Annotated in this window: 23 protein-coding genes and 4 tRNA genes; 11 read left to right on the plus strand and 16 right to left on the minus strand. The window is 64.1% G+C overall.

Going from position 1 to position 24143, the window contains the following annotated elements; genetic code table 11:
* Positions 1-265: 265 nt before the first annotated feature.
* Both GCN75_RS10090 and GCN75_RS29160 read right to left on the minus strand, forming a co-directional pair.
* Positions 266-1126, minus strand: coding sequence for an alpha/beta hydrolase (locus tag GCN75_RS10090; protein WP_152282402.1), 861 nt, complete (start codon positions 1124-1126; stop codon positions 266-268).
* Positions 1123-1293 (minus strand): hypothetical protein, encoded by a 171-nt coding sequence (locus GCN75_RS29160; protein ID WP_193317442.1) that lies wholly within the window; start codon positions 1291-1293, stop codon positions 1123-1125. The genes GCN75_RS10090 and GCN75_RS29160 overlap by 4 nt, the downstream gene beginning before the upstream one ends.
* 190 nt (positions 1294-1483) lie before the next feature.
* On the opposite strand from GCN75_RS29160, the gene GCN75_RS10095 reads away from it, so the two are divergent.
* Genes GCN75_RS10095 through GCN75_RS10105 form a run of 3 tightly spaced genes read left to right on the plus strand, consistent with a single transcriptional unit; the run spans position 1484 to position 3869 of the window.
* Complete coding sequence (locus GCN75_RS10095; protein ID WP_152257402.1) at positions 1484-2446, plus strand: LysR family transcriptional regulator; 963 nt, start codon at positions 1484-1486, stop codon at positions 2444-2446.
* Positions 2443-3414 (plus strand): D-2-hydroxyacid dehydrogenase, encoded by a 972-nt coding sequence (locus GCN75_RS10100; RefSeq protein ID WP_152282403.1) that lies wholly within the window; start codon positions 2443-2445, stop codon positions 3412-3414. The genes GCN75_RS10095 and GCN75_RS10100 overlap by 4 nt, the downstream gene beginning before the upstream one ends.
* Positions 3411-3869, plus strand: coding sequence for a hypothetical protein (locus tag GCN75_RS10105; RefSeq protein ID WP_152282404.1), 459 nt, complete (start codon positions 3411-3413; stop codon positions 3867-3869). Before GCN75_RS10100 ends, GCN75_RS10105 begins: the two co-directional genes overlap by 4 nt.
* A 3-nt stretch (positions 3870-3872) precedes the next feature.
* Here GCN75_RS10105 and GCN75_RS10110 read toward each other — a convergent pair whose 3' ends face one another.
* The 7 genes from GCN75_RS10110 to GCN75_RS10140 all read right to left on the minus strand — a co-directional run bounded on the left by GCN75_RS10110 (position 3873) and on the right by GCN75_RS10140 (position 9046).
* Entirely contained in the window at positions 3873-4373 is a 501-nt protein-coding gene (locus tag GCN75_RS10110) for a DUF1993 domain-containing protein (RefSeq protein ID WP_152282405.1), read from the minus strand.
* 64 nt (positions 4374-4437) lie between these two features.
* Positions 4438-5319, minus strand: a complete 882-nt coding sequence (locus GCN75_RS10115; protein ID WP_152282406.1) for an alpha/beta hydrolase family esterase — start codon at positions 5317-5319, stop codon at positions 4438-4440.
* 73 nt (positions 5320-5392) lie between these two features.
* Positions 5393-6610 carry a sensor histidine kinase gene (locus GCN75_RS10120; protein ID WP_152282407.1) on the minus strand — a complete coding sequence of 406 codons (1218 nt, stop codon included), beginning with the start codon at positions 6608-6610 and terminating at the stop codon, positions 5393-5395.
* The gene (locus GCN75_RS10125) at positions 6603-7313 is read right to left on the minus strand and encodes a response regulator transcription factor (protein ID WP_152282408.1); all 711 of its coding nucleotides are present in this window, start codon (positions 7311-7313) and stop codon (positions 6603-6605) included. Before GCN75_RS10125 ends, GCN75_RS10120 begins: the two co-directional genes overlap by 8 nt.
* The gene (locus tag GCN75_RS10130; protein ID WP_152282409.1) at positions 7310-7849 is read right to left on the minus strand and encodes a GNAT family N-acetyltransferase; all 540 of its coding nucleotides are present in this window, start codon (positions 7847-7849) and stop codon (positions 7310-7312) included. Before GCN75_RS10130 ends, GCN75_RS10125 begins: the two co-directional genes overlap by 4 nt.
* Before the next feature lie 15 nt (positions 7850-7864).
* The gene (locus GCN75_RS10135; protein WP_152282410.1) at positions 7865-8218 is read right to left on the minus strand and encodes an SMI1/KNR4 family protein; all 354 of its coding nucleotides are present in this window, start codon (positions 8216-8218) and stop codon (positions 7865-7867) included.
* A 264-nt stretch (positions 8219-8482) separates the two neighbouring features.
* Positions 8483-9046 (minus strand): GNAT family N-acetyltransferase, encoded by a 564-nt coding sequence (locus GCN75_RS10140; protein ID WP_152282411.1) that lies wholly within the window; start codon positions 9044-9046, stop codon positions 8483-8485.
* Positions 9047-9184: 138 nt separating this feature from the next.
* On the opposite strand from GCN75_RS10140, the gene GCN75_RS10145 reads away from it, so the two are divergent.
* From GCN75_RS10145 to GCN75_RS10160, 4 genes are all read left to right on the plus strand, one after another.
* Entirely contained in the window at positions 9185-10783 is a 1599-nt protein-coding gene (locus tag GCN75_RS10145) for a sensor domain-containing diguanylate cyclase (protein ID WP_193317443.1), read from the plus strand.
* An 8-nt stretch (positions 10784-10791) separates the two neighbouring features.
* The gene (locus GCN75_RS10150; protein WP_193317444.1) at positions 10792-11565 is read left to right on the plus strand and encodes a CPBP family intramembrane glutamic endopeptidase; all 774 of its coding nucleotides are present in this window, start codon (positions 10792-10794) and stop codon (positions 11563-11565) included.
* Positions 11566-11637: 72 nt separating this feature from the next.
* Positions 11638-12297 carry a hypothetical protein gene (locus GCN75_RS10155; RefSeq protein ID WP_152282414.1) on the plus strand — a complete coding sequence of 220 codons (660 nt, stop codon included), beginning with the start codon at positions 11638-11640 and terminating at the stop codon, positions 12295-12297.
* Positions 12298-12491: 194 nt separating this feature from the next.
* The gene (locus GCN75_RS10160) at positions 12492-13004 is read left to right on the plus strand and encodes an AAA family ATPase (RefSeq protein WP_152282415.1); all 513 of its coding nucleotides are present in this window, start codon (positions 12492-12494) and stop codon (positions 13002-13004) included.
* Here the strand turns inward: GCN75_RS10160 and GCN75_RS10165 are convergent.
* The gene (locus tag GCN75_RS10165; protein WP_152282416.1) at positions 13001-14146 is read right to left on the minus strand and encodes an alpha-hydroxy acid oxidase; all 1146 of its coding nucleotides are present in this window, start codon (positions 14144-14146) and stop codon (positions 13001-13003) included. The genes GCN75_RS10160 and GCN75_RS10165 overlap by 4 nt on opposite strands.
* A 94-nt stretch (positions 14147-14240) precedes the next feature.
* Complete coding sequence (locus tag GCN75_RS10170; protein ID WP_152282417.1) at positions 14241-15212, minus strand: phytanoyl-CoA dioxygenase family protein; 972 nt, start codon at positions 15210-15212, stop codon at positions 14241-14243.
* A gap of 115 nt (positions 15213-15327) precedes the next feature.
* Here GCN75_RS10170 and GCN75_RS10175 point away from each other — a divergent pair, with 115 nt between their 5' ends.
* The gene (locus GCN75_RS10175) at positions 15328-16200 is read left to right on the plus strand and encodes a helix-turn-helix domain-containing protein (protein ID WP_152282418.1); all 873 of its coding nucleotides are present in this window, start codon (positions 15328-15330) and stop codon (positions 16198-16200) included.
* Between the two features lie 55 nt (positions 16201-16255).
* Here GCN75_RS10175 and GCN75_RS10180 read toward each other — a convergent pair.
* Positions 16256-16332, minus strand: a tRNA-Arg gene (locus GCN75_RS10180).
* A 283-nt stretch (positions 16333-16615) separates the two neighbouring features.
* On the opposite strand from GCN75_RS10180, the gene GCN75_RS10185 reads away from it, so the two are divergent.
* Positions 16616-18769 (plus strand): hypothetical protein, encoded by a 2154-nt coding sequence (locus tag GCN75_RS10185; RefSeq protein WP_152282419.1) that lies wholly within the window; start codon positions 16616-16618, stop codon positions 18767-18769.
* Positions 18770-18889: 120 nt separating this feature from the next.
* On the opposite strand, the gene GCN75_RS10190 is transcribed toward GCN75_RS10185, so the two are convergent.
* From GCN75_RS10190 to GCN75_RS10200, 3 genes are all read right to left on the minus strand, one after another.
* A tRNA-Arg gene (locus tag GCN75_RS10190) sits at positions 18890-18966 on the minus strand.
* A 76-nt stretch (positions 18967-19042) separates the two neighbouring features.
* Positions 19043-19119, minus strand: a tRNA-Arg gene (locus tag GCN75_RS10195).
* An 82-nt stretch (positions 19120-19201) separates the two neighbouring features.
* Positions 19202-19278, minus strand: a tRNA-Arg gene (locus tag GCN75_RS10200).
* A gap of 472 nt (positions 19279-19750) precedes the next feature.
* On the opposite strand from GCN75_RS10200, the gene GCN75_RS10205 reads away from it, so the two are divergent.
* Positions 19751-22234 (plus strand): hybrid sensor histidine kinase/response regulator, encoded by a 2484-nt coding sequence (locus GCN75_RS10205; protein WP_152282420.1) that lies wholly within the window; start codon positions 19751-19753, stop codon positions 22232-22234.
* A gap of 339 nt (positions 22235-22573) precedes the next feature.
* The gene (locus GCN75_RS10210; protein WP_152282421.1) at positions 22574-23557 is read left to right on the plus strand and encodes a GGDEF domain-containing response regulator; all 984 of its coding nucleotides are present in this window, start codon (positions 22574-22576) and stop codon (positions 23555-23557) included.
* 73 nt (positions 23558-23630) lie between these two features.
* Here GCN75_RS10210 and GCN75_RS10215 read toward each other — a convergent pair whose 3' ends face one another.
* The gene (locus tag GCN75_RS10215; protein WP_099378684.1) at positions 23631-24026 is read right to left on the minus strand and encodes a hypothetical protein; all 396 of its coding nucleotides are present in this window, start codon (positions 24024-24026) and stop codon (positions 23631-23633) included.
* Positions 24027-24143: the final 117 nt, after the last annotated feature.

The raw sequence follows: 24143 nt of genomic DNA on the forward strand, positions 1-24143 counted from the left end.
TCCCTGTTTTATGAAAATTTCTAATGGTATGGGCGGCAGGAAGCAACCCAGCTTAAAAAGTGAATGGTGGTGCCATGGCGCCCGACGGCGCTCGATCAAAGGTAAACAGGCCGCCAGCTGCTTAAAAGCGGACGGGGACGACGAAGCTGGCTGTGCGAACGCACAACTCAGGCAGGAAGGGAACTACACTGCGTAGTGTAGCAACCAAAACTCAAAAAGTAAACTGATTAGTGTAAGTTTTTTTGCGGTGCCGCGGATGGCAGCGTCATGACTCGGGCTCCTGCCCCAGTCCGGCGACGAAACTGCTAATTTCGCTCAATACCTGTACCTTGCACGCGCACTCATTGCGGGCGGTGGCGTCTTGCAGCGGCGCGGCGGCCATGCGCCGCACGGTCGTCTTGATGCCGCAGGCGATCAATTTGCTGCCGTATTGTTCAGCCTCGTCGCGCAATGGATCATCTTCGCTGGACAAGATCAAGGCTGGCGGCAGGTTCTTCAGGCGGCTCGACTGCAATGGCGACGCGTACGGGTGGGTACGGTCAGCGGCATTCGGCAGGTAGCCGCGGTAGGCGGCGGCGCACTGGTCGGCCACCTCCGCCAGGTCAGGACAGGTCGGCAAGGTGCGCATCGAGCACGTCGACAGGCCGGGATCGAGCATCGGCATGATCAGTACCTGGCCCGCGAGGGGCGGTCCGCCCCGGTCGCGCGACATCATCGCGCATACGGCGGCCAGGTTGGCGCCCGCCTCGATGCCCGACACCACCATCTGCTTGCCCGTCCAGCCCAGCTTGGCCTTGTTCTTCTTTGCCCACAGCAGCACGGCATGCGCGTCTTCCACGGCGGCGGGGAATGGCCGCACACGGGCCAAGGTATAGTTCGCGGCCAGCACCACGTGGTCGGGGTTGCTCAGCACGAGGCAGCGCAGGAAGTCGTCCGCATCGTCCAGGTCGCCGTCGACAAAGCCGCCGCCATGGAAGAAGACCATCAGGTTCGGCTGCTTGGCGCCCGGCACGCCGGCCGTGTAGACACGCGCGCCCAGCGCATCCTGCGCACCCTGCACCTGGATGTCGCGTATCTTCAGCGCCTGGCCAGGGGCCAGCTCGGCAGCGGTCTCGGCAAAACTCATTGCGCCACCACGGGCTGCACCGCAGCATCGAGCATGGTGTCGTTCAGGCACAACAGGGCGACGCCGCCCACTTCATGGGTCAGGGCGCTATAACCGCTGGCTTCGCTTTGCGCCGCCATCGAGTATGCATCCGTCGATACCATCGCGGCCAGAGCGAGCGAGCTCATAGCGAGAGCGAGCACTGCAAAGATTCCATTCCGATGACCCATGATTTTTCTCCTATGAACTTCCTGCGGCAATCACATTTATGCTGCAGTACAACAACTATAGACTTGATCTACAATCTGATAAAGAGTGCAATGGCGAATTGATTGTTCAGAATCCTGAATAATCGCGCAAAAAGTGATAGGGAATCAAGTGAACAAGCTGCAAGCCATGGAAGTTTTCATCCAAGTCGTCGATGCGGGCGGCTTTACGCGCGCGGCGGAAAACATGCAGCTACCGAAAGCCACCGTCTCGACCCTGATCCAGTCGCTGGAAACGAGCCTGTCGGTTAAGTTGCTCAACCGCACCACGCGCCACGTCAGCATCACGTCCGACGGCGCCGCGTATTACGAACGCTGCGTGCGCATCCTGTCGGACGTGCGCGAGGCGGAGGAATCGCTGTCGCGCACGCGCCTGAGCCCCAGCGGGCGGCTGCGCGTGGACGCGCCCACGGCCCTGGCCAGCGAACTGATCATCCCCGCCCTGCCCGACTTCTTCGCCCGCTATCCCGACATCTCGCTGGAACTGGGCTGCAGCGACCGCCCCGTCGACCTGATCGAGGAAGGCGTCGATTGCGCCGTGCGCGGCGGGGAGCTGGGCGACCTGAACCTGATCGCGCGCCGCGTCGGCGTGCTGCATTTCATCACCTGCGCCGCGCCCGGCTACCTGGCGCGGTACGGCACGCCGCTGCATCCGAACGACCTGGCGCAGCACCGGGGAGTGAATTTCTTCTCCGCCAAGACGGGCAAGACCTTCGACTGGGATTTCACGCGCGCCGGCGAACGCATCCAGATGTCCATGCCCAGCCATATCGCCCTGAACGACTCGAACGCCTACGCGGCCGCCGGACTGGCGGGCCTGGGCATCGTGCAAATGACGCATTTCATGCTTGCGCCGCTGATGGAACAGGGCAAAATGGTGGAATTGCTGGGCGATTGGGAATCCGACCCGCTGCCCATCCACGTGATCTATCCGCCCAACCGCCACCTGTCCGCCAAGGTGCGCGTGTTTGTCGAATGGGTTGCCGACATGTTTACCAACCACCCGGCCACGCAACTGAAGGGCAAAAGCAGCCTTCCCGGCGCGCGCGCCACCCAGACCGAGGCCCAGCCATGACCGCAGCAAGCACATCGTCCCACCGCATCGTCTTCCTCGACCGCGACAGCCTGATCGCCACCGTGCGCCCGCCCGCCTTCGCGCACCGCTGGGAAGAGCATGCGCACACCCGGGGCAGCGCACAGACGGTGGAACGCCTGCAAGGCGCCACCATCGCCATCACAAACAAGGTGCCGCTGCGCGCAGCCGAGCTGGCACAATTGCCGGACCTGCAAATGATCGCCGTGGCCGCCACGGGCACGGATATCCTGGACCTGGCCGCCTGCCGCGAGCGGGGCATCGTGGTGGCCAATATCCGCGACTATGCGCGCGCCACCGTGCCCGAACATACCCTGGCCCTGATGCTGGCCCTGCGCCGCCAGCTCGTTGCCTACCGCGCCGATGTGGAAGCGGGACTGTGGCAAGCCTCGGAGCGTTTCTGCCTGTTCGGCCACCCCATCCGCGACCTGGCGGGCAGCCGCCTGGGATTGCTCGGCTATGGCGCGCTGGGCAAGGCCGTGGCCCAGCTGGGACGCGCCTTCGGCATGCAGGTGATCGTACACAACCGTTCGCCCATCAATGAGAATGGCGTGAAGGAAGTGGGCTTCGACGACCTGCTGGCCAGTTCCGACGTGCTGAGCCTGCACCTGCCCCTGACGGACAAGACGCGCAACATCATCGGAGCAAAGGAACTGGCGCGCATGCAGCCCACGTCGCTATTGATCAACACGGCGCGGGGCGGCCTCGTCGACGAGGCGGCGCTGGCCGACGCCCTGACACGCGGCGTCATCGCCGGCGCCGGCTTCGACGTGCTGTCCAAGGAACCGCCGCCGCCCGACAACCCGCTTCTAAATTTGCGCCTGCCCAACTTCATCCTCACGCCCCATACGGCCTGGGCCAGCGGCGAGGCCATGCAGAAGCTGGCCGACATCCTGACCGCCAACGTGGAAGCGTTTGAACGGGGCGCGCCCACGAACGTGGTGGCATGAGCGTCTTGAACGAGCTCGATGCACTGCTGGGCCTGGACGGCGACGAATACGACCGCCTCGACCTGTTCCTCGAAGCGGACGAGCTGATCGGGGAACTGCAGCCGGCCGACGTGCCGCCGCTGCTGGCCCTGTGGCCGCAGCGCAGCCTGAGCTGGCAGCAACGCTACACGCAGGCGAGCACCGGCATCGACGGCGCCGTGCTGCGCACCCTGCTGGCCGGTTTGCTGCAGATCAGGGAGTCCACCCACGGCGTGTTTGAACTGATGAGCCGTCTGCCGTCCGTGGCGGACGCCTCCCCGCTCAGCGAGGCGCTGCTCGATTACGCGCAGCGCGCCTGGCATGCAGCGGAACCGGCAGGCCGCCGGCAGATCCAGATCAGCTGCTGGAGCTGCGGATTATCGGGCCGGCTGCTGAAGCGGCTGGGTCTGGCGTCGTGGAAGGAAGCGGGACTGTAGCGACTACGGCGCAGCGGGACCTTCAAAGCTGAACCCCGGCGCATATGCATGATAGCCATCGAAATCGCCCTTGCCGATGGCTGCGCCGGCGCTGCGCGCGATCGCATACGCCATGCCGAAATGAAAATAGAAATTCGGCAGGATGTACAGGTTCAAATACTCGCCGGCGGGCAAGGCCAGGTCGACGAAGCCGGCGCGGTCGCTGCAGAGGCGGTCTGGCGGTCCGTCAAAACGCTCCGGGGGAATGTCCTTGAGATAGCGCATGGTCTGAGCGATCTGTTCCTGCAAGCTGGCGGCCGCGCTGAAATCGGCCACTGCCAGCCCCGCCAGCGGACAGCAGCCGCGCAGCGAAAAACTCACGGCCGCGCGCACTTGCTGGGCGAACGGCAGCATATCCGGATGCAAGCGTGCCGCCAGCATCTGCGGCGCCGTGCCGGTCTTGTCGAGCATGGCGGAGAGCTGCGCCAGCGAACGGCAAAAGATGGTGACGGGATGGTTGTTCATCATTTCCTGGTGCAAGAGTCAAGATGAGCAGAGTGTGCCACAGCCTCCCGCCTCCTCCCTAGCCTTAGCGCCGGTGCCTGCTGAAAAATTCCCAGATCACCTCATTGGCATCGATGGCCCGCGTGGTCTTGCCGATGGGCAGGCCGATATTGAAGGCATCGGCTCCGGGCCATGTGTGGCCGCCGTCCTGGACCGTGAGCAAGGCCACGCTGGCGCCGCCGGCACCACTCCCCTGCTCCAGCCAGCTCACTTGCGTGGCGTCGCCGGCAGGGCCCGGAATCAGGCGGGGCTGCGGCGCGGCGCCGCCGATGCCGTTGTGCCTACGCCAGTAATCGAACGTGGCGTCCGCCGACAGATAGCTGGCAGCCTTGCCCTCGAACAGCACCACCTTGTCGGCCGTCCCCTGTATCAGCAGAACGCCCACCTTGCCCGTGTGCGTGTGGTGCTGCACCACGGGTTCCGGCATGGGCGCGCCCACCGAAGCGACGGCCGCGAACTGCCGGGGCAGCTCGGCCGCCAGGCGCAGGGCAAAGAAGCCGCCGCGCGACAGGCCCGTCGCATAGATGCGCTTGTCGTCGATGCGGTAATCCTGTTTGAGTTTACTCAACATCGCTTGCGTAAAACCGACATCGTCCGTGCCCGCCAGGTAATCCATGCCGAAGCCCACGTTCCAGTCCTGCTTGATACCTTGCGGATACACGACAATGAACTGGTGCCGCTCGGCCGCCCCGTTCATCTGCGTGTACAGCATCTGTTCCCCCATGCTCATGCCGCCGCCATGGAAATTGAAGACGACGGGAAACGCTCGCCGCGGCTGGCTTTCATAAGCGGCCGGCGTGTAGACGATGTAGCGGCGCTTGTCGTCCTTGTGCTGCAGCGATTGCACCTGGGCCAGCACGGGCGTGGACAGGCAGCACAGGAGCAACAGGCTGATGGCGGTTTTCATGGGCATCCCTTCACAGTAAAAGAGCCGCCAGCATAAGCAGGGGCAGGTGAAATCGCGGTGAAATTGCGCTCTTTTATGGCCCCGGGACGGGCACGATGACGACGCGGTACTGCGCCGCGCCCGGGTGGAAGACAATGTGCCAGCCCATCGCTTGCGCCAGGCGCAGCAACAGGTCCTGGCCATGCGCGAAACCGTGAATGCGCCGTGGCTGCCCCGCCTGCACCGTATTGACGATGCTCAGCTGGCCTTGCGCATACGCAATATCGATGCGGCAATCAGGACCGCCATGAAACAGCGCATTCGCCAGGCAATTATTGATGAGCAACATCATCAGCTGCCCGTTGCCCAGCACGTCCAGCCGCTCGGGCAAGTCCAGCGCCAGCAGGCTGGCATCCCAGGGCGTGTCTTCGAGCAGGCGCAGCAGGCATTGCTCGATGCAGCCGCGCAACTCCACTAGCTCGCCGGGCAGCTGCTCGGCCCGCGCCAGGGCAAACAGCACTTCGATGGTGGCGCGCATCTCGTCCACGCCTTGCCGCAGCTGCACCTGCCCTTGCGCAGTCAGCGGATGCGCGTCCGCCAGCGCCAGGTGCATGAGGGTCAGGGGCGTGCGCAGCTCGTGGCTGACGTCGCGCGCGAATGCGTGTTCGCGCTGCAAGGCCGTTTGCAGCTCGGAAAATGTGCTTTCCAGACGGCGCGCCAGGAAACCGATCTCGTCGGGGCGGTCGCGCTCGCTGAAATGGACGGCGCTGCCGGGCGCCAGCGCGCGCGCTTCCCGGGCCAGGCGCTGCAAGGGCAGCACGAGGCGCCGCGCCAGCCAGTATGCGAGCAGCAGAGCCAGGCCGACCAGCGCCAGCGCCACGCCGGCGACGACACCACCCACTTCCTGCGCCAGGCGCGACACCACCAGCACGGGCGCCACGTCGGCCAGCAGATACGCGCGCTGCGGCTGGCCCGCGGCAACGAGGTCCAGCGCCAGCACGTGATAATGCTGGCCCGTCGTGGTAAACACTTCGGCGCGGGGCGCCGATGGCGGCACGTGCTGGCGCACCGCTTGAGGCAAGTCAAGGTAAGCACCATAAACCGTGATGAGGTCGCTGCCCGAAGGCGTAAGCTCACCGTGCTCGCGCATGCGCTGGCTGACGGCCGCCGCTTCCCGCTCCAGCAGGCGCTGCACCAGCATGTCTTCCGTCACGTAGGCAATCACCAGCGCCAGGCCCGTGTAGCACAGGCACAGCAGGACGGTGAAGCCGGCCAGCGCGGCAAACAGGCGCTGCCGGATCGACTTAGCCATGCTCAGCCGCATCGAAGGCCAGGCGGTAGCCCAGCTGCGGTATGGTCACCAGCAAGCCCGCCGCGCCAGCCCCGCCAACCAGCTCCAGCTGCTTGCGCAGCGCATACACGTGCGATTTGAGCGCATCGCTGTCGGGCGGCTGGCTGCCCCACAGCTGCTGCAGCAAGGCCGAGCGCGACACGGCATGCGGGTATTCTCGGCACAGCAGCAGCAAGATCTTGAAACCCGTCCGCGTCAGCGGCAGTGCCGCATCGCCGAGCAGGGCGCGCCCTGCGCGCGTCTGCAGGGTGAATGGCCCCACGCGCATTTCCTCGTGCACGTGCAGCTGGTGCCGGCGCGCCAGCGCTTCGCAGCGCAAGGCCAGTTCGCGCAAGTCGAACGGCTTGGTCAGGTAATCGTCGGCGCCATCGCGAAAGCCCCGCGCCTTGTCTTCATACGCGTCGCGCGCCGTCAGCATCAAAATCGGTACATTGCTGGGCGCACCGGCCTTGATGGCGCGGCACACGTGCAAGCCGTCGATGTCGGGCAGATTCAGGTCCAGCAGCACGACGTCATAGCGGTTGCGCGTGGCCAATTGCACCGCCAGCGCGCCCGTGCCCGCATGGTCGGTCTGCCAGCGCAAGCCATCGAGGAAGTCGAGCACCTGGCGCGCGATGGCCAGGTGGTCTTCCACCAGCAAGATGCTCAAGGGAGGCTTGCTCATGGATTGCCGGCAATGCGCGCATACAGCCAGAAGTTTCCGGACTTACCCCGAATCTGGCGGTAGCAGCGCAAATAGCCTTCCCGCGCGAAAGCGCAGCGTTCGAGCACGCGGATCGAACGTTCATTGCTGTCGAGCACGGCCGCCTGGATGCGCACGAAGCCGAGGCGCTGCAAGCCCCAGTCCACAACAGCGTTCACAAGGGACGTGGCCACGCCCTGCCCCCACACGGCGGGCGCCAGGTCGTACGCGATCTCCGCCGTGCGGTGCTGCGGGGAAATCGCATTGAAGCCGATGGTGCCCACCAGCTGGCCGCCATCGCGCAGCACCACGGCAAGGCGCATGGGCGACGCAGGCTCGGCCGATGCATACGCATCAAAATTGGGCAGCAGGTCGACGATGCCACGCAAGTCCCAGCTCGTATGCTCCACGACGGCGGGGTCGGCCAGGTACGCATACCAGGCGCGCGCATCGTCGCGCTGCAAGTGGCGCACGGTCACCAGGGGGTGGGTGGAAACAGGCAGATCGGCGGTTTTCATCGCGTTGCCCCCGCGTCAGCCGACTGGACAGCCATCGGCCAGCCAGGCGTGAAAATCATCGGCGACCCGCTCGAAATCGTCGCGCTGCATGGAGCCGTGGCCCACCAGATACACGGCGCGGTCGCCGCCATCGAGGGCCAGCATGACGGCGCGCCCGCCGCTGTCGTCGCCGATGGTCACGTAGCCGGGGCAAGCTTGCTGCGTGTCATAGGTTTCGTTACGCTCCCGCAAGCTCTCTGCGCCGTACAGCAATACCTGTTCGCCGCGCATGTCTTCGTGCCAGTCCTTGAGAAAAGCCAAATAGTACGCTGGCAAGGTGTGGCCCAACGCTTGCTGGAAGGCTTCGATTTCTTGCATCGTCTTACTCATGACTCCGGATCCTGTCTGCGCCTCAGCGGCACTTGCATTGTGTCGGCCCCTTATCTCTCATTCCCGCCGTTTGCTGCGTGCTATGGAGATACTCCAGATAGCCGACCTGGTTCTCCTGCGCGCACGTAGCGGTGCACATCTCCTGCTCTGAGGGGAAAAAGCGCGACAGGTAAGCGGCCAGCACATACACGCTGATCGTCGCAATGATGGCCAGCGCCACGATCGCAGGGGACGACCAGCGCGCAGTCCTGTGCTCTCGCATGTTTATTCCACCAGCAGGCGCCGCGCTTCCCACTCGCGCCGCAGCAAGCCGTACAGAGCCGTATCGCTGACGTGGCCGCCGACGATCCACCGTTCAGGCAAGAAACCTTCCTTGTTAAAACCCTGGCGCTCCAGCGCGCTGGCCGATCCCGTATTGAGCGGGTCGATATCGGCTTCCAGGCGGTTCAGGTCGCGCTCGACGAATGCGTATTCCAGCAGCGCCGTCAGCGCTTCCTGCATATAGCCCTTGCCCCAGTGCGGGCGCGCCAGCGCATAGCCGATTTCGGCGCGGCGGTTCTGGCGGTGCTCGGAAAACAGGCTGCAGCTGCCGATGTATTCGCCCGTCGCCTTCAGCGTGACGGCGAAGCGGAAATAGTCTTCCCTTTCGAAGGCGGCGATATCCTCGGCAAGCTTGCCTGCGGCGAGGCTGGGGTCTTGCCACGGCGGTTCGCTGAAATAGCGCATCACTTCAGGGTCGGAATGCATGGCGAACAAGTCCGCTTCATCCGATGCCTGCGGTTTGCGCAGGATCAGGCGTTCAGTGGTGAGGATTTTCGTGTAGGCCATGCAACTCCAATCTGGATTCAAATGATCGACGCCTATTATTCCATGCAACTATAACGATGTGGCAACTTTGTGCGCGTGCTTTTAATGTAGTATGGCAATATTTTCCACATATCATTGATGCAACTTCACGATGCGCTTATGGATGCAGTAAAGGACGCCGCCAATCACAATGCACGGGACACCGGTGCCCTCCCCGCGCAGCCCGAGGCCGCGGGCAGCCACAAGCGGCCGCTGATCGCCTGGGCCGGCATCGCCTTCTTTTGCATGTGCGCCATGCTGCTGGGCATGACCATCTGGATCGTCTGGTCTTCGCGCGAAGTGCGCCTGCGCGAAGCCAGGGCGACGACGGAACACATGGCGCGCACCCTGGCCACGCAAGCGTACATGGAACTGGAAATTGCCGATGTCATGCTGGAAGATATCGTCGAACAGATCCGGCGCGAAGGCAATAGTGACGCGACGGGCGAGCGCCTGCAATCGCATCTGCAGCAGCTGTCGCGGAATATCGTGGAAATTAACGGCGTCTACATCTTTGACCGCCAGGGGGAGTGGCTTGCCGCCTCGTCCGGCGTCCAACAGGACGGCAACAATGCCGACCGCAATTACTTTATCTATCACAAGACGCATGCGCAGTTAAGCAGCCACATCAGTGCCCCCGTGCGCAGCAAATCGAGCGGGCAATGGGTCTTGCCCGTGTCGCGCCGGGTCGAAGCGGCGGACGGCTCGTTTGCCGGCGTGGTGCTGATCACCCTGGGCCTCGATTCCTTCGAGCGCGTGTATGCCACGCTCAATCTCGGCAATACGGGCACGGCCTTCTTTGCCCTCGATGACGGCACGCTGATCTACCGGCGGCCCTTCCAGGCCGACGTCATCGGCATGGATATCTCGTCGGGCGCACTCCTGCGCGCCTACCGCGAAAAAGGGCCTGTCGGCACGGCGATGATGACGGCGAAAGTGGATGAAATCGAGCGGCTGTACAGCTATCGCCACCTGGAGCGCTTTCCCCTCATCGTGGCGGCGGGCTTGTCCCGGGAAGATATCTTCGCCGAATGGCAAAGGCTGAGCATTCAAATCGTGCTGGCGTCGCTGGCGGCAGGGGCGGCGCTGATCTACCTGTTCCGCAAGCTGATGCGCCAGATTGCGCTGCGCGACCGTATCGAGGCCAGCCTGCGCCTGGCCACAACGCAATTGCAGCGCGCCAATGCGGACCTGGCAGCGCGGGCCTCGCAGGACGGCTTGACGGGGCTGGCCAACCGCCGTTGTTTCGATGAAACGCTGGCCCAGGAATTGAAGCGCGCCCAGCGCAGCGGGAACGGGGTGTCGCTGATCATGCTCGACGTGGATTTCTTTAAAAAATTTAACGACCAGTATGGCCATGTGGCGGGCGACGCTTGCCTGCAAGCCGTTGCGGGCGCCGTGGCGCACAGCGTCGGCCGGAGCGAAGACCTGGCGGCCCGCTACGGCGGCGAAGAGTTTGCCGTGATCATGCCCGGCACCGGCGCCGCGGGTGCGCTGGACGTTGCCGAAGCCATCCGGGCGGCCGTGGAAGCGTTGCAGATCCCCCACGCGGCCAGCGCCAGCGGCGTCGTCACCGTCAGCCTGGGCGCCGCCACGCTCCATCCGGAGCAGGACCACCACACCGACAGCAGCGCGCTGATACGCCAGGCCGACGCCTTGCTGTACCAGTCGAAAAACAGCGGCCGCAATCGCGTCAGCAGCGACGCGCCGGCAACATGAGGCCAGCCATGTCCATCCCTAAAAAAATCCACCTCAGCATGCCGCTCGCCATTGCCGCGCTGGCCGTCTGGCTGGGCCTGACCGTGGGCGGGCGCTGGCTGGAATCGGTCGGCCGCGCGCCCCTGGGGACAACGGTGACCGGCGGCATCGGCCTGTCGTGGGCGCTGGCCGCCGTGTTCGCGCTGGCGCTGCTGCTGGCGTCAAGCCGGCGCCGCGCGGCGGGCCTGTGCGCGCCGCCGCTGAAAACGCTGTGGCTGGTCTGGCCGCCCCTGCTGTATGCCTTGCTGATGCTGTTGCTGGCCTGGGCCGGCGGCTGGCCCCAGCCGCGCGTGCTGCTGATCGTCGCCTGCAATGCGGCGCTGGTGGCCATCTCGGAAGAACTGATGTTCCGCGCCATTTTGCTGCAAGGCATGCTGGACCGCTACGCCGTCTGGCCAGCCGTCTTGATGTCGTCGGCGCTGTTCGGCCTGGCTCACACGGCCAACGGCCTGGCCACAGGCGACGTCAGCGGCGCCCTGTGGCAAGCGATCGCCGCCACCTTGCAGGGCGTCGGCTATGCAGCCATCCGCCTGCGCACGCGCTCGGTATGGCCCATGGTGTTCGTGCATGGGCTGTGGGATTACGCGCTCGTGACGGCCACCTTGCCGCACCCGGCCGAAGACGGCGCCTCGATCCTGCCCTATGTCGCGCTGCTGGCCGTGCTGCCCCTGTGCCTGTACGGCGTCTACCTGCTGCGCCCCAGCCAGCGCGCCGCCATCACGCTGTCCGATGCGGCCGCATAGCGCAACAGGCATGGCGAGCTCACGCCACCCCCATGAGGTGGCAAGTTTTTTTTGATTTATTGAAGGAGTAGCATGGCGTTTTTTTCACGTGATTACGAAGTCTTCCTGCTGCTGGCCGCGCCCGATGCCGCGCCGCTGTGGGAATCGGCGCAATGGACGCCGTTCGCCGCCAGCCTCGATGGCATCGTGGCCCAGGCGGGAACGCGGGGCAAGGCTGGCGTGCGCAGCCTGCAATACACGCCCAAGGGCAAGCCGGTTTCCTTTGGCCGCCTGGGCTGGGACGAGAAATCGCATGCGAAGTGGACGCATGGGCCGGCGACGACGGAGGCACGCTTCATGAGCCTGGAAGCATGGGCACCCGCCTGGACCATCTGCGAAAAGGACGGCCAGGCGCCCGATTTGTTCCTCGCCCTGGTCAACGAATCGCTGCTGGGACTGGCCGGCAAGCCCTTGCAGTTCGGCCAGCGCCTGGTGTGCGCCATCGCCACGGACCTGGGTCCCGCTGCGGCCGCCACCGTGCGACAATCCCTGGCGCAACTGGCCGCGCAGCAAGACGCCGTCATCTTCGCCCACACGCGGCGCCAGTGGGGCAGCGCCTCGCCGTACGGCGGCTTCACGCATGCCATCCAGGACATGCCGATCGGCGGCCTGTTCCGGCAAGACGACCCGCATGCGCACCCGCTCGACGGGGAGGCGTTCAGCGAGCCATGGACGCGCATCGGCCCCGCTTGACAGCGCGACCCATCGCATGGCATCGTTGCATCATGCAACCGACCTACAACCCCCTGCCCTCCATTATTGCCGCCATTTCAACGATGGTGGCTTAGCAGGAGTGTCGTTGCCAAAGCCGCCTGAGAGGCGGCTTTGATTTGCAGTCACTGGTCAAAACGTCTCGCAGGCTTGATTTTCCTACTTAGCGAGCGCCCATGCAAACCACGTCCCGTCCTGCCGTCCCTTCCGCCCCCACCCTGCACCTCGTGTGCGGCAAGATCGCCTCGGGCAAATCCACCTTGAGCGCCCGGCTGGCCAGCGCGCCGCATACGGTGCGCATCAGCGAAGACAGCTTGCTGGCGCAGCTGTATCCGGGCCAGATCGCCAGCCTGGCCGACTATGTGGCATGCGCGGCGCGGCTGCGCGCGGCCATCGCGCCTCTGGCCCTGCAGATGCTGCAGGCGGGCGTGTCCGTCGTCCTCGATTTCCCCGCGAATACGCCGGCCAGCCGCGCCTGGATGCGCGACTTGTTCCAGCAGGCCAGCACGCCGCACGTGCTCCATTACCTGGACGTGCCGGACGATACATGCAAGGCCCGCTTGCGCCTTCGCAATGAAAGCGGACTGCACCCGTTCTCCACCAGCGACGCGCAATTTGATGAAATCACGCGCCACTTCGTGCCGCCCGACGCATCGGAAGGGTTTCACATCGTGCGCGTAACGGCTTAAAACGTTCCCGGCAGCAGGATTTTCTTGTCCACCTGCTGCAAGTCGCGCAAGCCGCAAAACGCCATCGTCAGGTCCAGCTCGTTGCGGATGATGTCCAAGCACTTGGTGACGCCCGGCCCGCCCATGGCGCCCAGGCCGTACAAAAACGGACGGCCGATGTACACGCCCTTGGCGCCCAGGGCCACGGCCTTGATCACGTCCTGGCCCGAGCGGATGCCGCCGTCCATGTGCACTTCGATCTGGCTGCCCACGGCGTCGACGATGGCGGGCAAGGCGGCGATCGACGATTGCGCGCCATCGAGCTGGCGTCCGCCGTGGTTCGAGACGATCAGCGCGTCGGCGCCGCTGCTTACTGCCAGGCGCGCGTCTTCCGGGTCCATGATGCCCTTGATGATCAGCTTGCCGCCCCAGCGCTGCTTGATCCATTCCACGTCGGCCCACGACAGGCTCAGGTCGAACTGCTGCTGCGTCCAGGCCGACAGTGACGACATGTCGGACACGGACGTGGCGTGGCCGACGATGTTGCCGAAACCGCGCCGTTTCGTGCCCAGCATGCCCGCCACCCAGCGCGGCTTGGTGGCCATGTTAATAATGTTGGCAATGGTGAGCTTCGGCGGCGCCGACAGGCCGTTGCGCAAGTCCTTGTGGCGCTGGCCCAGCACCTGCAAGTCCAGCGTCAATACCAGCGCGCCGCACTTGGCCGCCTTGGCGCGGTCGATCAGGTGGTTGATGAATTCGCGGTCCTTCATCACGTACAGCTGGAACCAGAACGGCTTTGTCGTGTTGGCCGCCACGTCCTCGATCGAGCAGATGCTCATGGTCGACAAGGTGAACGGCACGCCGAAGCGCTCGGCGGCCTGGGCCGCGAGGATTTCGCCATCCGCATGCTGCATGCCCGTCAAGCCCGTGGGCGACAGGGCCACCGGCATCGAGACGTGCTGGCCCACCATGGTCGAGGCCAGGCTGCGGTTTTCCAGGTTGACGGCCACGCGCTGGCGGAACTTGATCCTGGCAAAATCGCTGCTGTTGGCCCGGTACGTCGATTCCGTCCAGGAGCCGGAATCGGCGTAGTCGTAAAACATGCGCGGCACCCGTTTCTGGGCCAGCACGCGCAAGTCTTCGATGCAGGTGATGATACTCATGCGTTTCCTCGGTCGATGGCAAGTCGAACCATGATCGTGCATTTGCCCGCAATTGTCTATCCGGCGGGCAATGCCGCCGGACCTGGCGCCACACTTACCAGTCGCGCGCGCCGAGGATTTTCTCGCCCAGTTCGCTCAACTGCGCCTGCGGATAGCGCAGCTTTTCCTTTTCCTCGGGGTCGCCGGGAAACGCATAGCCTTGCGGCGCGCTGCGCTCGCGCCAGCTTTGCACGCGCCAGTCGCGCAAGGTTTGGTTGTCTTCCTGCGCTGGCGTGAAGGAAATGTACTGCGCCAGGCGCACCTGGTCCGCCGACGTGTTCGGGCGGATGCCATGCGCCAGCAGGCTGTTAAAGATCAACAACTCCCCTTTCTTCATGGCGATAAATTCCATCGGATACGGCACCGTCGCCAGGTCCGGCTGCCACGGGTTGCGGTCCAGGGGCACGGTCTTGCGCCACGCCAGCAAATTGTTGAACAGTTCCGGATAGCACTGGAAACCGCCGCTGTCGGGCGAAGTGTCGGACAGGGCCAGCACGCCCTGCACGTTGACGGGCAGCGGGTCCAGCGTGGTATCGGCATCCCAGTGGATGAAGCCGCCGAACTTGCGCTTGCCATTGTTGGGCGTATTCAGGTTGGCGCGGTCGATGGTCACCCACAAATCCTGGCGGTCCCAGATGTCGACAAAGGCGTCGTAGACGCGCTGGGTCTGGCGGTTATCCCACAGGGTCTGGTTGTGGTACGCCTCGACCATGCCTGAACCGTTGAGCTCTTTCATCGCGTGGTCGCGCAACTGGTCCCGGTTCCAGGTGGACGCATCGTGCTGGTCGAGTCCCTGGAATTCCCACAGGAAATCCGTCGTGCGCTGCACCTGTTCTGGCGGCACGGCATCCTTGACGATCACGTAACCGTAGGTTTGCCAGTGCAGGAAATCGCTGTCGGACAGCACGCGCAGCGGCAGCTGTTTCCGGATGTCGCGCAACTGCGTCTGTTCCGTGTAAGCCACGGACGGGTTGCCGGGACGGTCTACGCCGTATTGCGGGTTGACGTGCTGAACCTGGTTTTGCATCGCTGTCTCCTGTATTGGTGTGAGACAGATTGTGCGATGGAAGCTCGGGAGAAAATGCGTGCGCAGCAACCAATACTGGTACTATCCTGACTACTGCAACGCTTCAAACGTCACAATGACGCCTTTATTCGAACAAGTCACGATACCGACGGGCCACTCCTGGGGCTTGCTGTGGCGCGAACTCGACACCATTCCCTTCATCTGGCATTACCACCCGCAGTTCGAACTGACCTTGACCGTCAATGCCCGGGGACAACGCTACATCGGCGACCACCTGGGCGATTTCGAACCGGGCGACCTGGTGCTGCTGGGGCCGAATTTGCCGCACACGTGGTCGGCCAGCGAGCGCATCGACAGTACGCAACCCATGCTGGCCGTCGTCGTGTGGTTTTCCCTGGAGTGGGTGGAGCAATTGGCGACCTGTTTTCCGGAATTGCACAGCTTGCGGCAACTGGCGGCCCGCGCCGGCCCGGCCCTGCATTTTTCAGCGGACACGAGCGCGCGCAGCGCGGCCAGGCTGCTGCTGCTGCATGCGCTGCCCGTGCCGCAGCGCTTGCCGCTGCTGCTCGACGTGCTGCTGGACCTGGCGGCGGATGGGGACGCGCGGCCGCTGGCCTCGACCGCGCAGGCGGCGCTGCCCGACGGGCAGCAAAGGCGCATGGCCAGCGTGTTTGACTTCATGCACGCGCATTTCCGGGAAGAAATTGCACTGGAAACGCTGGCGCAGCGGGCGGCCCTGTCGCTGGGCGCCTTTCACCGCGGCTTCAAGCGCCACGCGCATTGCACGCCGGGCGAGTACCTGGCGCGGCTGCGCATCGGCCGCGCCTGCCAACAGCTGATCGAAAGCGACCTGGCCATTGCAGCCATCGCGCAAGAGGCGGGCTACCGCAACCTCGCGCATTTCAACCGCCAGTTCCGCGCCGCCAAGCAAGTCACGCCGCGCGCGTTTCGCCTGCAATACCGGCGCGGCGCCAAACGCGCGTCGTAAAACCATTCGGAAACGAAAAAGGGGATCAGATTTTACAATCTGACCCCCAATATTCTGGTGCGGCTGGCAGGAATTGAACCCACGACCCCTTGGTTCGTAGCCAAGTACTCTATCCAGCTGAGCTACAGCCGCCTAAGACAAGATTATAGCAGGGCTTTGCAGAATGGCAAAGGGCGTAGCGGCGATATTTCACAATTGACGTCCACCCCTGTTTTGCGGCGGCACGCGCATCCAGCACAGTTATCTATTTAATCATGTTTATTTTTCAACTGCGGCGCAAAACCGACACGCACATTACTTCTTCATCATTATTAATGCATTCAAGAAAAATAAATTGCAATTGTTGGAAAACTTTGAGAATGTTTACTAGCAGTAATTTTAAAAAAAATACTAAGGGGATGTCATGAAAATGAATATGCGCCAATTATTGCCTCTGGCGGCCGCCTGCGCCGCTACCCTCATGCTTGCCGCCTGCGGCGGCAGCAGCAGCTCCGCCGACCCGGTTGCGCCCGTTGCACCCATTCCCCCCGTCGTGCCCGTCGCACCGCCGCCGGCCACGACGCTCAGCGGCACAGCCGCCGTCGGCGCGCCCGTCTCGGGCAGCGTGATCGCCATCGACAGCAAGGGCAAAATATCTGTCGCCGTCAGCACCGGCGCCGGCGGCGCCTATACGCTCGACGTGGGCGGCATGACGGCGCCCTTTCTCCTGAGCATCACCGGCACGGCCGGCGGCAAGCAGGTGACCATGAATTCCATCGCCACCGCAGCGGGGCAAACCGTCAATATCACGCCGCTGACGGACCTGATCGTCTCCGCAGCGTCGGGCCAGCCCGGCGGCACTGCCCTGGCCAGTGTCTGCGCACCCGTTGCCAATACCGTGCCGGCCGCCTGCACGGCGGCGCTGGCCAGTGCCGCGACCCAGCAACGGCTCGATGCGGCCATCGCCGCAGTCGTCGCCATGATCAAACCGATTAACACCAGCAATACGAATCCGCTGACGGGCGCCTTTGTTGCCAACGGCACGGGCATGGATGCCGTGCTGGACCAGATCCTCGTCGCCCCCGCGGAAGCGCAAGGCGCCATGGCGACGGTCACCCTGATTGCCACCAACAGCACGCTGGGCAGCGTGACCTTGCCTGCCGCCGCCGGCGGCGCGTCGACGATACCCGCCGCGACGCCGCCATCGGATGCCGACCTGGCCAAGGCGAACGCCGCGGCCAGCGTCTTGCCGGAAATCCGCGCCTGCATGGCTTCGCTCAGCGCGCTGTATCCGAAGACGGGCTTTGTCGTGCCGTCGGCGGCCGCCGTGTCGCCGTTCGTCGATGGCACGTTCAACATGGGTACGGCGGTGGGCAAGGCGGAAATCGTGTCGGCCCTGACCAGCACGGACCAGGCCGCCCATGCGGGGCTGACGATCGAAGCACTGGGCCTGGCGAGCGTCAACATGCAACCGTTGAGCACCGACGAAATTGCCGCGCTGACCTCGTCGACCAGCACTTCGACGACGCGCGTGGCGGACTTCATCGGCAATCGCCTGGGCGCCGGGGCGACGGCCATCGCCTTCACCGCAGGCAAGCCGAGCAGCGCATGGGTGCAGCTGCGCATCGGAACGGATGCGGGCATGCTCAACTGGAAGCTGGTCAAGACGAGCGACACCAGCGGCTGCGCCGGCGGCTGGAAACTGGCCGGCAGCGGCCACCTGGACATGCACATGAATGCGCGCATCCAGCGCAGCCTCGATGGTGCGGGTACAGCCAGCTTTGCGCGCGAATGGGCCGCGCACGTCGAGCTCGACACCGTGCTGCAGGAGAATCCGGCCATCAACAAGATCGACGTGCGGGGCCCCGGCCTGACGACATTCGGCGACTTCCAGACACCGGGCACGGCCGGCAGCAAACTGCAGCTGATCCTGCCAGCCACGGGCTACACCCACATGCGGATTGCCGACAGCAATGGCGCTGCCAGCGCTTTCTACAATAACGCCGAAGCGATCCAGAGCTGCCAGGACCTGGCCAGCCTGCCCGCCGGCACGCCGGGCCTGGGCGCCGGCACGGCCTGCATCGACGAGACGAAAGCGGCGCCTGGAAAAGTCTACGTCTGGACCCTGAAAACGCCGAACGGCGCCGTCAGCGCCTTCCCGTTCCAGATCAATGCCGTGCCGTTGTCGAAAGCGTTTGCCCGGGCAAACCAGGCCAGCCTGTTTGCCACGATCACCAGCATCACGCCGGCAAAACTGTCATCCATTGCGGCCGCGACCCTGCTCGACGGCGCGGTGACCTTCAACTACACGCAATCTGCCACCTACGGATCGAAAATGGATAATTGCGGCCTGTACCTGTTCAATACAGACATACCGGTGCTGAACGCGGAGCAAAATGCCGTTGGACAAGAAACCTCGTGCACGTTCACGACCTCGGGGCTCAATGCCCTGGCGTCGAATGTGGCGGACCCGGCGCAGCCGGGCACCTCGCTGTTCAAGTTCACCGGCCCCGTGACAGCTGGCGGACTGTGGGTGACCACCATCGTCCTGGGCAACCAGGCATCGTCGGGCCAGCCCTATCCGAATTGACGCGGCATTTGCGGACTGCAGCGCGCCGCGATGCCGGCGGCGCGCTGCAAGCGGCCGTTGCCATGGACGAAAAAAAACCCGGAAAGCAAGCTTTCCGGGTTTTTTCTTTACTGCTGATACTGGTGCGGCTGGCAGGAATTGAACCCACGACCCCTTGGTTCGTAGCCAAGTACTCTATCCAGCTGAGCTACAGCCGCAAACTCTGACACACTTCGCCGGACGGCGCGAAGCTTGAAACTTTCATCAACACGGGAAACCCGATGTTGGCAATACTGGTGCGGCTGGCAGGAATTGAACCCACGACCCCTTGGTTCGTAGCCAAGTACTCTATCCAGCTGAGCTACAGCCGCAAAACTTCTACAACATTCCATTGACAACATGGAGGTGAAACTTGTTACAACAAAACCAGGCAAAGTCTGATTTTCAGTATTCTGGTGCGGCTGGCAGGAATTGAACCCACGACCCCTTGGTTCGTAGCCAAGTACTCTATCCAGCTGAGCTACAGCCGCGCAGGCAAACATTATAGCGTATTCATTTCGCTTTGAAAAGTTCGATTTTTCAATCGCTTAGCTGATTTTGCAGAATACCGCCCCGCACCATCAACCACCTTTTCACTGCCAAAAGCTTCGGCCTTGCACGATGGATGCTCCTGCTTTCACAGTGGCATTCAGCGCATCGAGAAGTTGCTGTCTCGAAAGAAGCGGGATTATAGGGACTGCTCCCCGCCCTGTCCAGTGCTATCTGCAAGCAATGGCAAAGTGGCGGCGCCGGGGCGCGCAAGCGTGCGGTGGCGGCGCGCCGCTTGGGGCTACAATAACAGGCAGGCAGGGGTGCTTGCGCTTGCGCCTCCATCCACTTATCCATGACGGCTGGCAGACCCCATCATGACGCATTCGAATGAGCTCAGCGACGGCGGCACGCGCTGCCAGAGTGCCGCCAGGCGGCGGCCCGTACGGCAAACTAACTGGTGCAGGATTTCCGATGGCCAAGCATGACCGCAAGCAATATCTGCTGCCCCCATCAGCGCCGCTGAGCCTGTCAGACGAGCGCCTGGCCAATTTACTGGAAAGCATTACCGACGGTTTCTGCCTGCTCGACCCCGACTGGACCATCCGCTATATCAATACGCGCGGCGCCGACATGTTTGCCCCGCAGCGCCCGCCTGACGCCAGCCTGGCAGGCCGCAGCCTGTGGCAAGCCTGCCCCGACTTGCAGGGCACGGAACTGGAAGTGCAATACCGGCGCGCCATGGCACAGCAGCACAGCAGCAGTTTCGAGCTGCTGTATTCGCCGCTGGGACGCTGGCTGGAAGTGCGCATCTTCCCTTCCAGCGACGGCTTGACCACGTACATCCAGGATATCAGCCAGCGCAAGGCGGCCGAGGAAAGCTTGCGCCAGAGCGGGGAAGACTTGCGCGCGCTGGCCAATTCCATCCCGCAGCTGGCCTGGATCGCCAGCTTCGACGGCACCATCGCCTGGTACAACCAGCGCTGGCACGACTACACGGGCACCAGCGCCGAACAGATGGCGGGCGACGGCTGGAGCATCGCCTACGACGCGCAGCACCTGCCGTCCATGCTGCAAGGCTGGAAGGCCGCGCTGCGCGATGGCGCGCCGTTCGAGATGGAGTTCCCCATCCGCGGCGCCGACGGCCAGTACCGCTGGTTCCTGACGCGCGCCAATCCCGTGCGCGACCGGGGCGGCCAGCTGCTGCGCTGGTTCGGCACGAGCACTGACGTCGACCAGGTCAAGCGGGCGCAGGAAGCCTTGCGCGATGAAACGCGCGTGCTCGAACTGCTCAACAACACGGGCGCGGCCTTGGCCGGCACGCTCGACCTGCCCGCCCTGCTGCAGGAAACCGTCGATGCGGCCACGCGCATCAGCGGCGCGCGCTTCGGTGCCTTTTATTACGACGAGGCGGGCGACATCCACGACAGTCCCGGCACCCTGCCCGCCGCGCGCGCCGTCAACGGCATCAGCCTGCGCCAGGCCGAAGCCATCGCCACGGAACTGCGCCAGGGCCCCGCCACGCGCCAGAACGACTTGCTGGCGGCGCCCGACGCCAGCGCCGACGGTGCGCCCACCTTGCGCAGCTGCCTGAGCCTGCCCGTCAGCTCGCGCTCGGGCCTGTTGCTGGGGCGCTTGCTGCTGGGCCATCCGCAGACGGGCATGTTCAGCGCGCGCAGCGAACGCATCGTCTCGGCCATCGCGGCCCAGGCTGCCGTCGCGCTCGACAATACGCGCCTGTACGCAGCCGCCACGCGCGCGGCCGAAGAGCGCAAGGTACTGCTCGACAGCGAACGCGAGGCGCGCGCCGAGGCCGAACGCACGAACCAGCTGAAAGACGATTTTCTCGCCACCCTGTCGCACGAACTGCGCACGCCGCTGTCGGCCATCCTGGGCTGGGCCCAGGTGCTGCGGCGCGGCACGCGCGACCAGGCGGACCTGCACCGCGGCCTGCAAAGCATCGAGCGCAACGCGCGCGCGCAAGCGCAGCTGATCGAAGACTTGCTCGACATGAGCCGCATCACTTCCGACAAGGTGCTGCTCGACCTGCAGACCCTCGCGCCCGCCAGCATCATCGCCTCGGCCATCGAAACCCTGCGCCCGGCGGCCGACGCCAAGCACATCGCCATCCACAGCAGCATCGCCAGCGATGCGGGCAGCATCACGGGCGACCCCAGCCGCATCCAGCAAGTGATCTGGAACCTGCTGTCGAACGCCCTGAAGTTCACGCCGCAAGGGGGACGCGTCGATATCGGCGTGCGCCGCGAAGCGGGCCGCCTGGCGATCACGGTGGCCGACAACGGCGTCGGCATCCGGAAGGATTTCCTGCCCCACGTCTTCGACCGTTTCCGCCAGGCAGACGCCTCCACCACGCGCCGGCATGGCGGCCTGGGGCTGGGGCTGGCCATCGTCAAGCATCTGGTGGAGCAGCATGGCGGCACGGTCGCGGCCAGCAGCGCCGGCGACATGCAGGGCGCCAGCTTCACCGTGCGCCTGCCCCTGGCGACGCCGGCCGCGCCGGCGCGCCAGGCGGGCAGCGAGCGGGCCGCCAGCCACGACTTGCGCGGCGTCAAGGTGCTGCTGGTCGATGACGAAGCCGATGCGCGCGAACTGACGGAACGCATCTTGCGCGACAACAACGCCGAAGTGCATTGCGCCGGCAGCGCGGCGCAAGCGCTGCTACTGCTGGACCAGGTGGCGCCGCACGTGCTGGTCAGCGACATCGGCATGCCCGATGCGGACGGTTTCGACTTGCTGGCGCAAATCCGCGCGCGCGCTTCCCACGATGCGGCCAGCCTGCCCGCGCTGGCGCTGACGGCGTTTGCACAGCCGCAAGATCGCCAGCGGGCGCTGGCCAGCGGCTTCCAGGCCTGGGTCTCGAAACCGCTGGACCCGGCCGAACTGCTGGCGGCCGTGGCGCAGCTGGCGGCGGCGCGCATGAGCGCCACCCCGTCCTGATGGAACTTCCCTGCCCTAAAAAGATGATGCAAAGAAATACATAGTGCAGAACAAAATGACTATTTTGTGGTTTAGCCTTCCTACTTTCAGACGCGGCACTGTCCTACAAGCAACTAAGATCAAGTTTGCTACACTGAAATGCAGAAGCACACCTGCGCGGCAGGCAGGAGAGCGTCCGCCTTGGCTGCCATGCATGGCAGAAGCGAGTTCAAGCGCAGTTGTGCGCCCTATCTTGTTGCAAGGCGCTACTATCTTTCCAGCCCGCCGTCAGCCGCCCCGCCAGCCCGTTCGCTGCGGTGAAAGCCAGCGTTGCATAGACCGCATTAACCGAGACCCTACATGCCCAGCCAAGATGAGATTTTGAAAGCCAAAATTTTGGTCGTTGACGATTCACCCGACAATGTCGACCTGATGCTGGAAATCCTGCGCGATGCCGGCTACACCAATGTCACGGCTACCATGCGTCCGGCCCAGGTCTGCCCCCTGCACCGGGAACATTGCTACGACTTGATCTTGCTGGATCTGCAAATGCCGGAACTCAATGGTTTCCAGGTCATGAAAGGCTTGAAGGAAATCGAGCATGGCGGCTACCTGCCCGTGCTGGCCCTGACGGCGCAGCCCAGCTTCAAGATCGCCGCCCTGGAAGCGGGCGCGCGCGACTTCATCAGCAAGCCGTTCGACCTGATGGAAGTCCACAAGCGCATCCACAACATGCTGGAAGTGCGCCTGCTGTACAAGGAACTGGCCCAATACAGCAAGCAGCAGCAGGAACTGGCCCTGCACGATCCCCTGACGGGCTTGCCGAACCGGCGCCTGCTGGAAGACCGCATCGAGCACACCCTGCAGCAATCGGCCCGCAGCCGCGGCAAGTCGGCCATCCTGTACCTGGACCTGGATGGCTTCAAGGCCATCAACGACAGCTACGGCCACGGCTATGGCGATGAAATCCTGAAAATGGTGGCGGCCCGCCTGGTGGGCGCTTCGCGCAAGGAAGACACGGTGGCGCGCATCGGCGGCGACGAATTCGTCATCGTGCTGGGCAACCTGGCCGGCAAGGGCGACGCGCGCGAACCGGCGGCCAAGCTGATCGAAGTCATTTCCGAACCGTACTTCATCAACGACCTGACGTTGCGCCTGTCGACCAGCATCGGCATCGCCATCTACCCGGACGACGCCAGCACCGTCGAATCCCTGCTGGGCGCGGCCGACACGGCCCTGTATGAAGCCAAGCGCGCCGGCAAGAACCGCTTTTGCTGCTCGCCCCACGAAGTGATGGCGTCGCAGGTGAACATGCAGAAAAGCAGCATCCCCTCGATCGCCTGACGTTACGGCGCGCGGCACGTGAAAAAACCGGCAAGCCATCGGGGCAAGCCGGTTTTTTTATGGCCGGGATACCTTACTTTTTGCCAGCCGTCACTTCATGCTGGCCCGCATGCTGGTGGTCCGTCTGCGCATTGACGGTTTCCGGCGGCACTTCGATGCGCGTGATGCCGGCATCGACGGAAATCGGGTCGCTGGCGGGAAAGGTCATTTCCACGGCGTCATCGAGCAATTCTTCCTTGGCCCGCTCTTCGCCGCTCATGCCCTCTTCATCGGCCAGGATGGCCAGCGCACTGGCCCATTTGACGAAATTGAGGTTGGACAGTTCGCGCACGGTGGTCACGCCGAACGCCTGCTGCAAGGCCTTGGCATCCTTCGCGCTGACGCCGCGCAAGGCGCTGATGGGGGCATTGACGATGTCGCGGAAGCTTTTGTCGAGGTATTCCTTGTCGACGATGGTATCGATATTCATGGCATGTCCTTTCGTTTCAATAAGCGGGCCGGTGCTGCGCCCTGCGCCGCGGGGCGGCTATGCTGCACGGGAGAATGCATGGCCCCACTATGGCAGCGCGCGCGATTTCGGTATGTG

Origin of the sequence: Janthinobacterium violaceinigrum, assembly GCF_009208555.1 — a bacterium.
Classification (GTDB): Bacteria; Pseudomonadota; Gammaproteobacteria; order Burkholderiales; family Burkholderiaceae_D; genus Janthinobacterium; species Janthinobacterium violaceinigrum.

Coding starts and splice junctions, on each gene's coding strand:
- GCN75_RS10090 (WP_152282402.1), bottom strand. CDS start 1,126: ATGAGTTTTGCCGAGACCGCTGCCGAGCTGGCCCCTGGCCAGGCGCTG.
- GCN75_RS29160 (WP_193317442.1), bottom strand. CDS start 1,293: ATGAGCTCGCTCGCTCTGGCCGCGATGGTATCGACGGATGCATACTCG.
- GCN75_RS10100 (WP_152282403.1), top strand. CDS start 2,443: ATGACCGCAGCAAGCACATCGTCCCACCGCATCGTCTTCCTCGACCGC.
- GCN75_RS10105 (WP_152282404.1), top strand. CDS start 3,411: ATGAGCGTCTTGAACGAGCTCGATGCACTGCTGGGCCTGGACGGCGAC.
- GCN75_RS10110 (WP_152282405.1), bottom strand. CDS start 4,373: ATGAACAACCATCCCGTCACCATCTTTTGCCGTTCGCTGGCGCAGCTC.
- GCN75_RS10115 (WP_152282406.1), bottom strand. CDS start 5,319: ATGAAAACCGCCATCAGCCTGTTGCTCCTGTGCTGCCTGTCCACGCCC.
- GCN75_RS10120 (WP_152282407.1), bottom strand. CDS start 6,610: ATGGCTAAGTCGATCCGGCAGCGCCTGTTTGCCGCGCTGGCCGGCTTC.
- GCN75_RS10125 (WP_152282408.1), bottom strand. CDS start 7,313: ATGAGCAAGCCTCCCTTGAGCATCTTGCTGGTGGAAGACCACCTGGCC.
- GCN75_RS10130 (WP_152282409.1), bottom strand. CDS start 7,849: ATGAAAACCGCCGATCTGCCTGTTTCCACCCACCCCCTGGTGACCGTG.
- GCN75_RS10135 (WP_152282410.1), bottom strand. CDS start 8,218: ATGAGTAAGACGATGCAAGAAATCGAAGCCTTCCAGCAAGCGTTGGGC.
- GCN75_RS10140 (WP_152282411.1), bottom strand. CDS start 9,046: ATGGCCTACACGAAAATCCTCACCACTGAACGCCTGATCCTGCGCAAA.
- GCN75_RS10145 (WP_193317443.1), top strand. CDS start 9,185: ATGGATGCAGTAAAGGACGCCGCCAATCACAATGCACGGGACACCGGT.
- GCN75_RS10150 (WP_193317444.1), top strand. CDS start 10,792: ATGTCCATCCCTAAAAAAATCCACCTCAGCATGCCGCTCGCCATTGCC.
- GCN75_RS10155 (WP_152282414.1), top strand. CDS start 11,638: ATGGCGTTTTTTTCACGTGATTACGAAGTCTTCCTGCTGCTGGCCGCG.
- GCN75_RS10160 (WP_152282415.1), top strand. CDS start 12,492: ATGCAAACCACGTCCCGTCCTGCCGTCCCTTCCGCCCCCACCCTGCAC.
- GCN75_RS10165 (WP_152282416.1), bottom strand. CDS start 14,146: ATGAGTATCATCACCTGCATCGAAGACTTGCGCGTGCTGGCCCAGAAA.
- GCN75_RS10170 (WP_152282417.1), bottom strand. CDS start 15,212: ATGCAAAACCAGGTTCAGCACGTCAACCCGCAATACGGCGTAGACCGT.
- GCN75_RS10175 (WP_152282418.1), top strand. CDS start 15,328: ATGACGCCTTTATTCGAACAAGTCACGATACCGACGGGCCACTCCTGG.
- GCN75_RS10185 (WP_152282419.1), top strand. CDS start 16,616: ATGCGCCAATTATTGCCTCTGGCGGCCGCCTGCGCCGCTACCCTCATG.
- GCN75_RS10205 (WP_152282420.1), top strand. CDS start 19,751: ATGGCCAAGCATGACCGCAAGCAATATCTGCTGCCCCCATCAGCGCCG.
- GCN75_RS10210 (WP_152282421.1), top strand. CDS start 22,574: ATGCCCAGCCAAGATGAGATTTTGAAAGCCAAAATTTTGGTCGTTGAC.
- GCN75_RS10215 (WP_099378684.1), bottom strand. CDS start 24,026: ATGAATATCGATACCATCGTCGACAAGGAATACCTCGACAAAAGCTTC.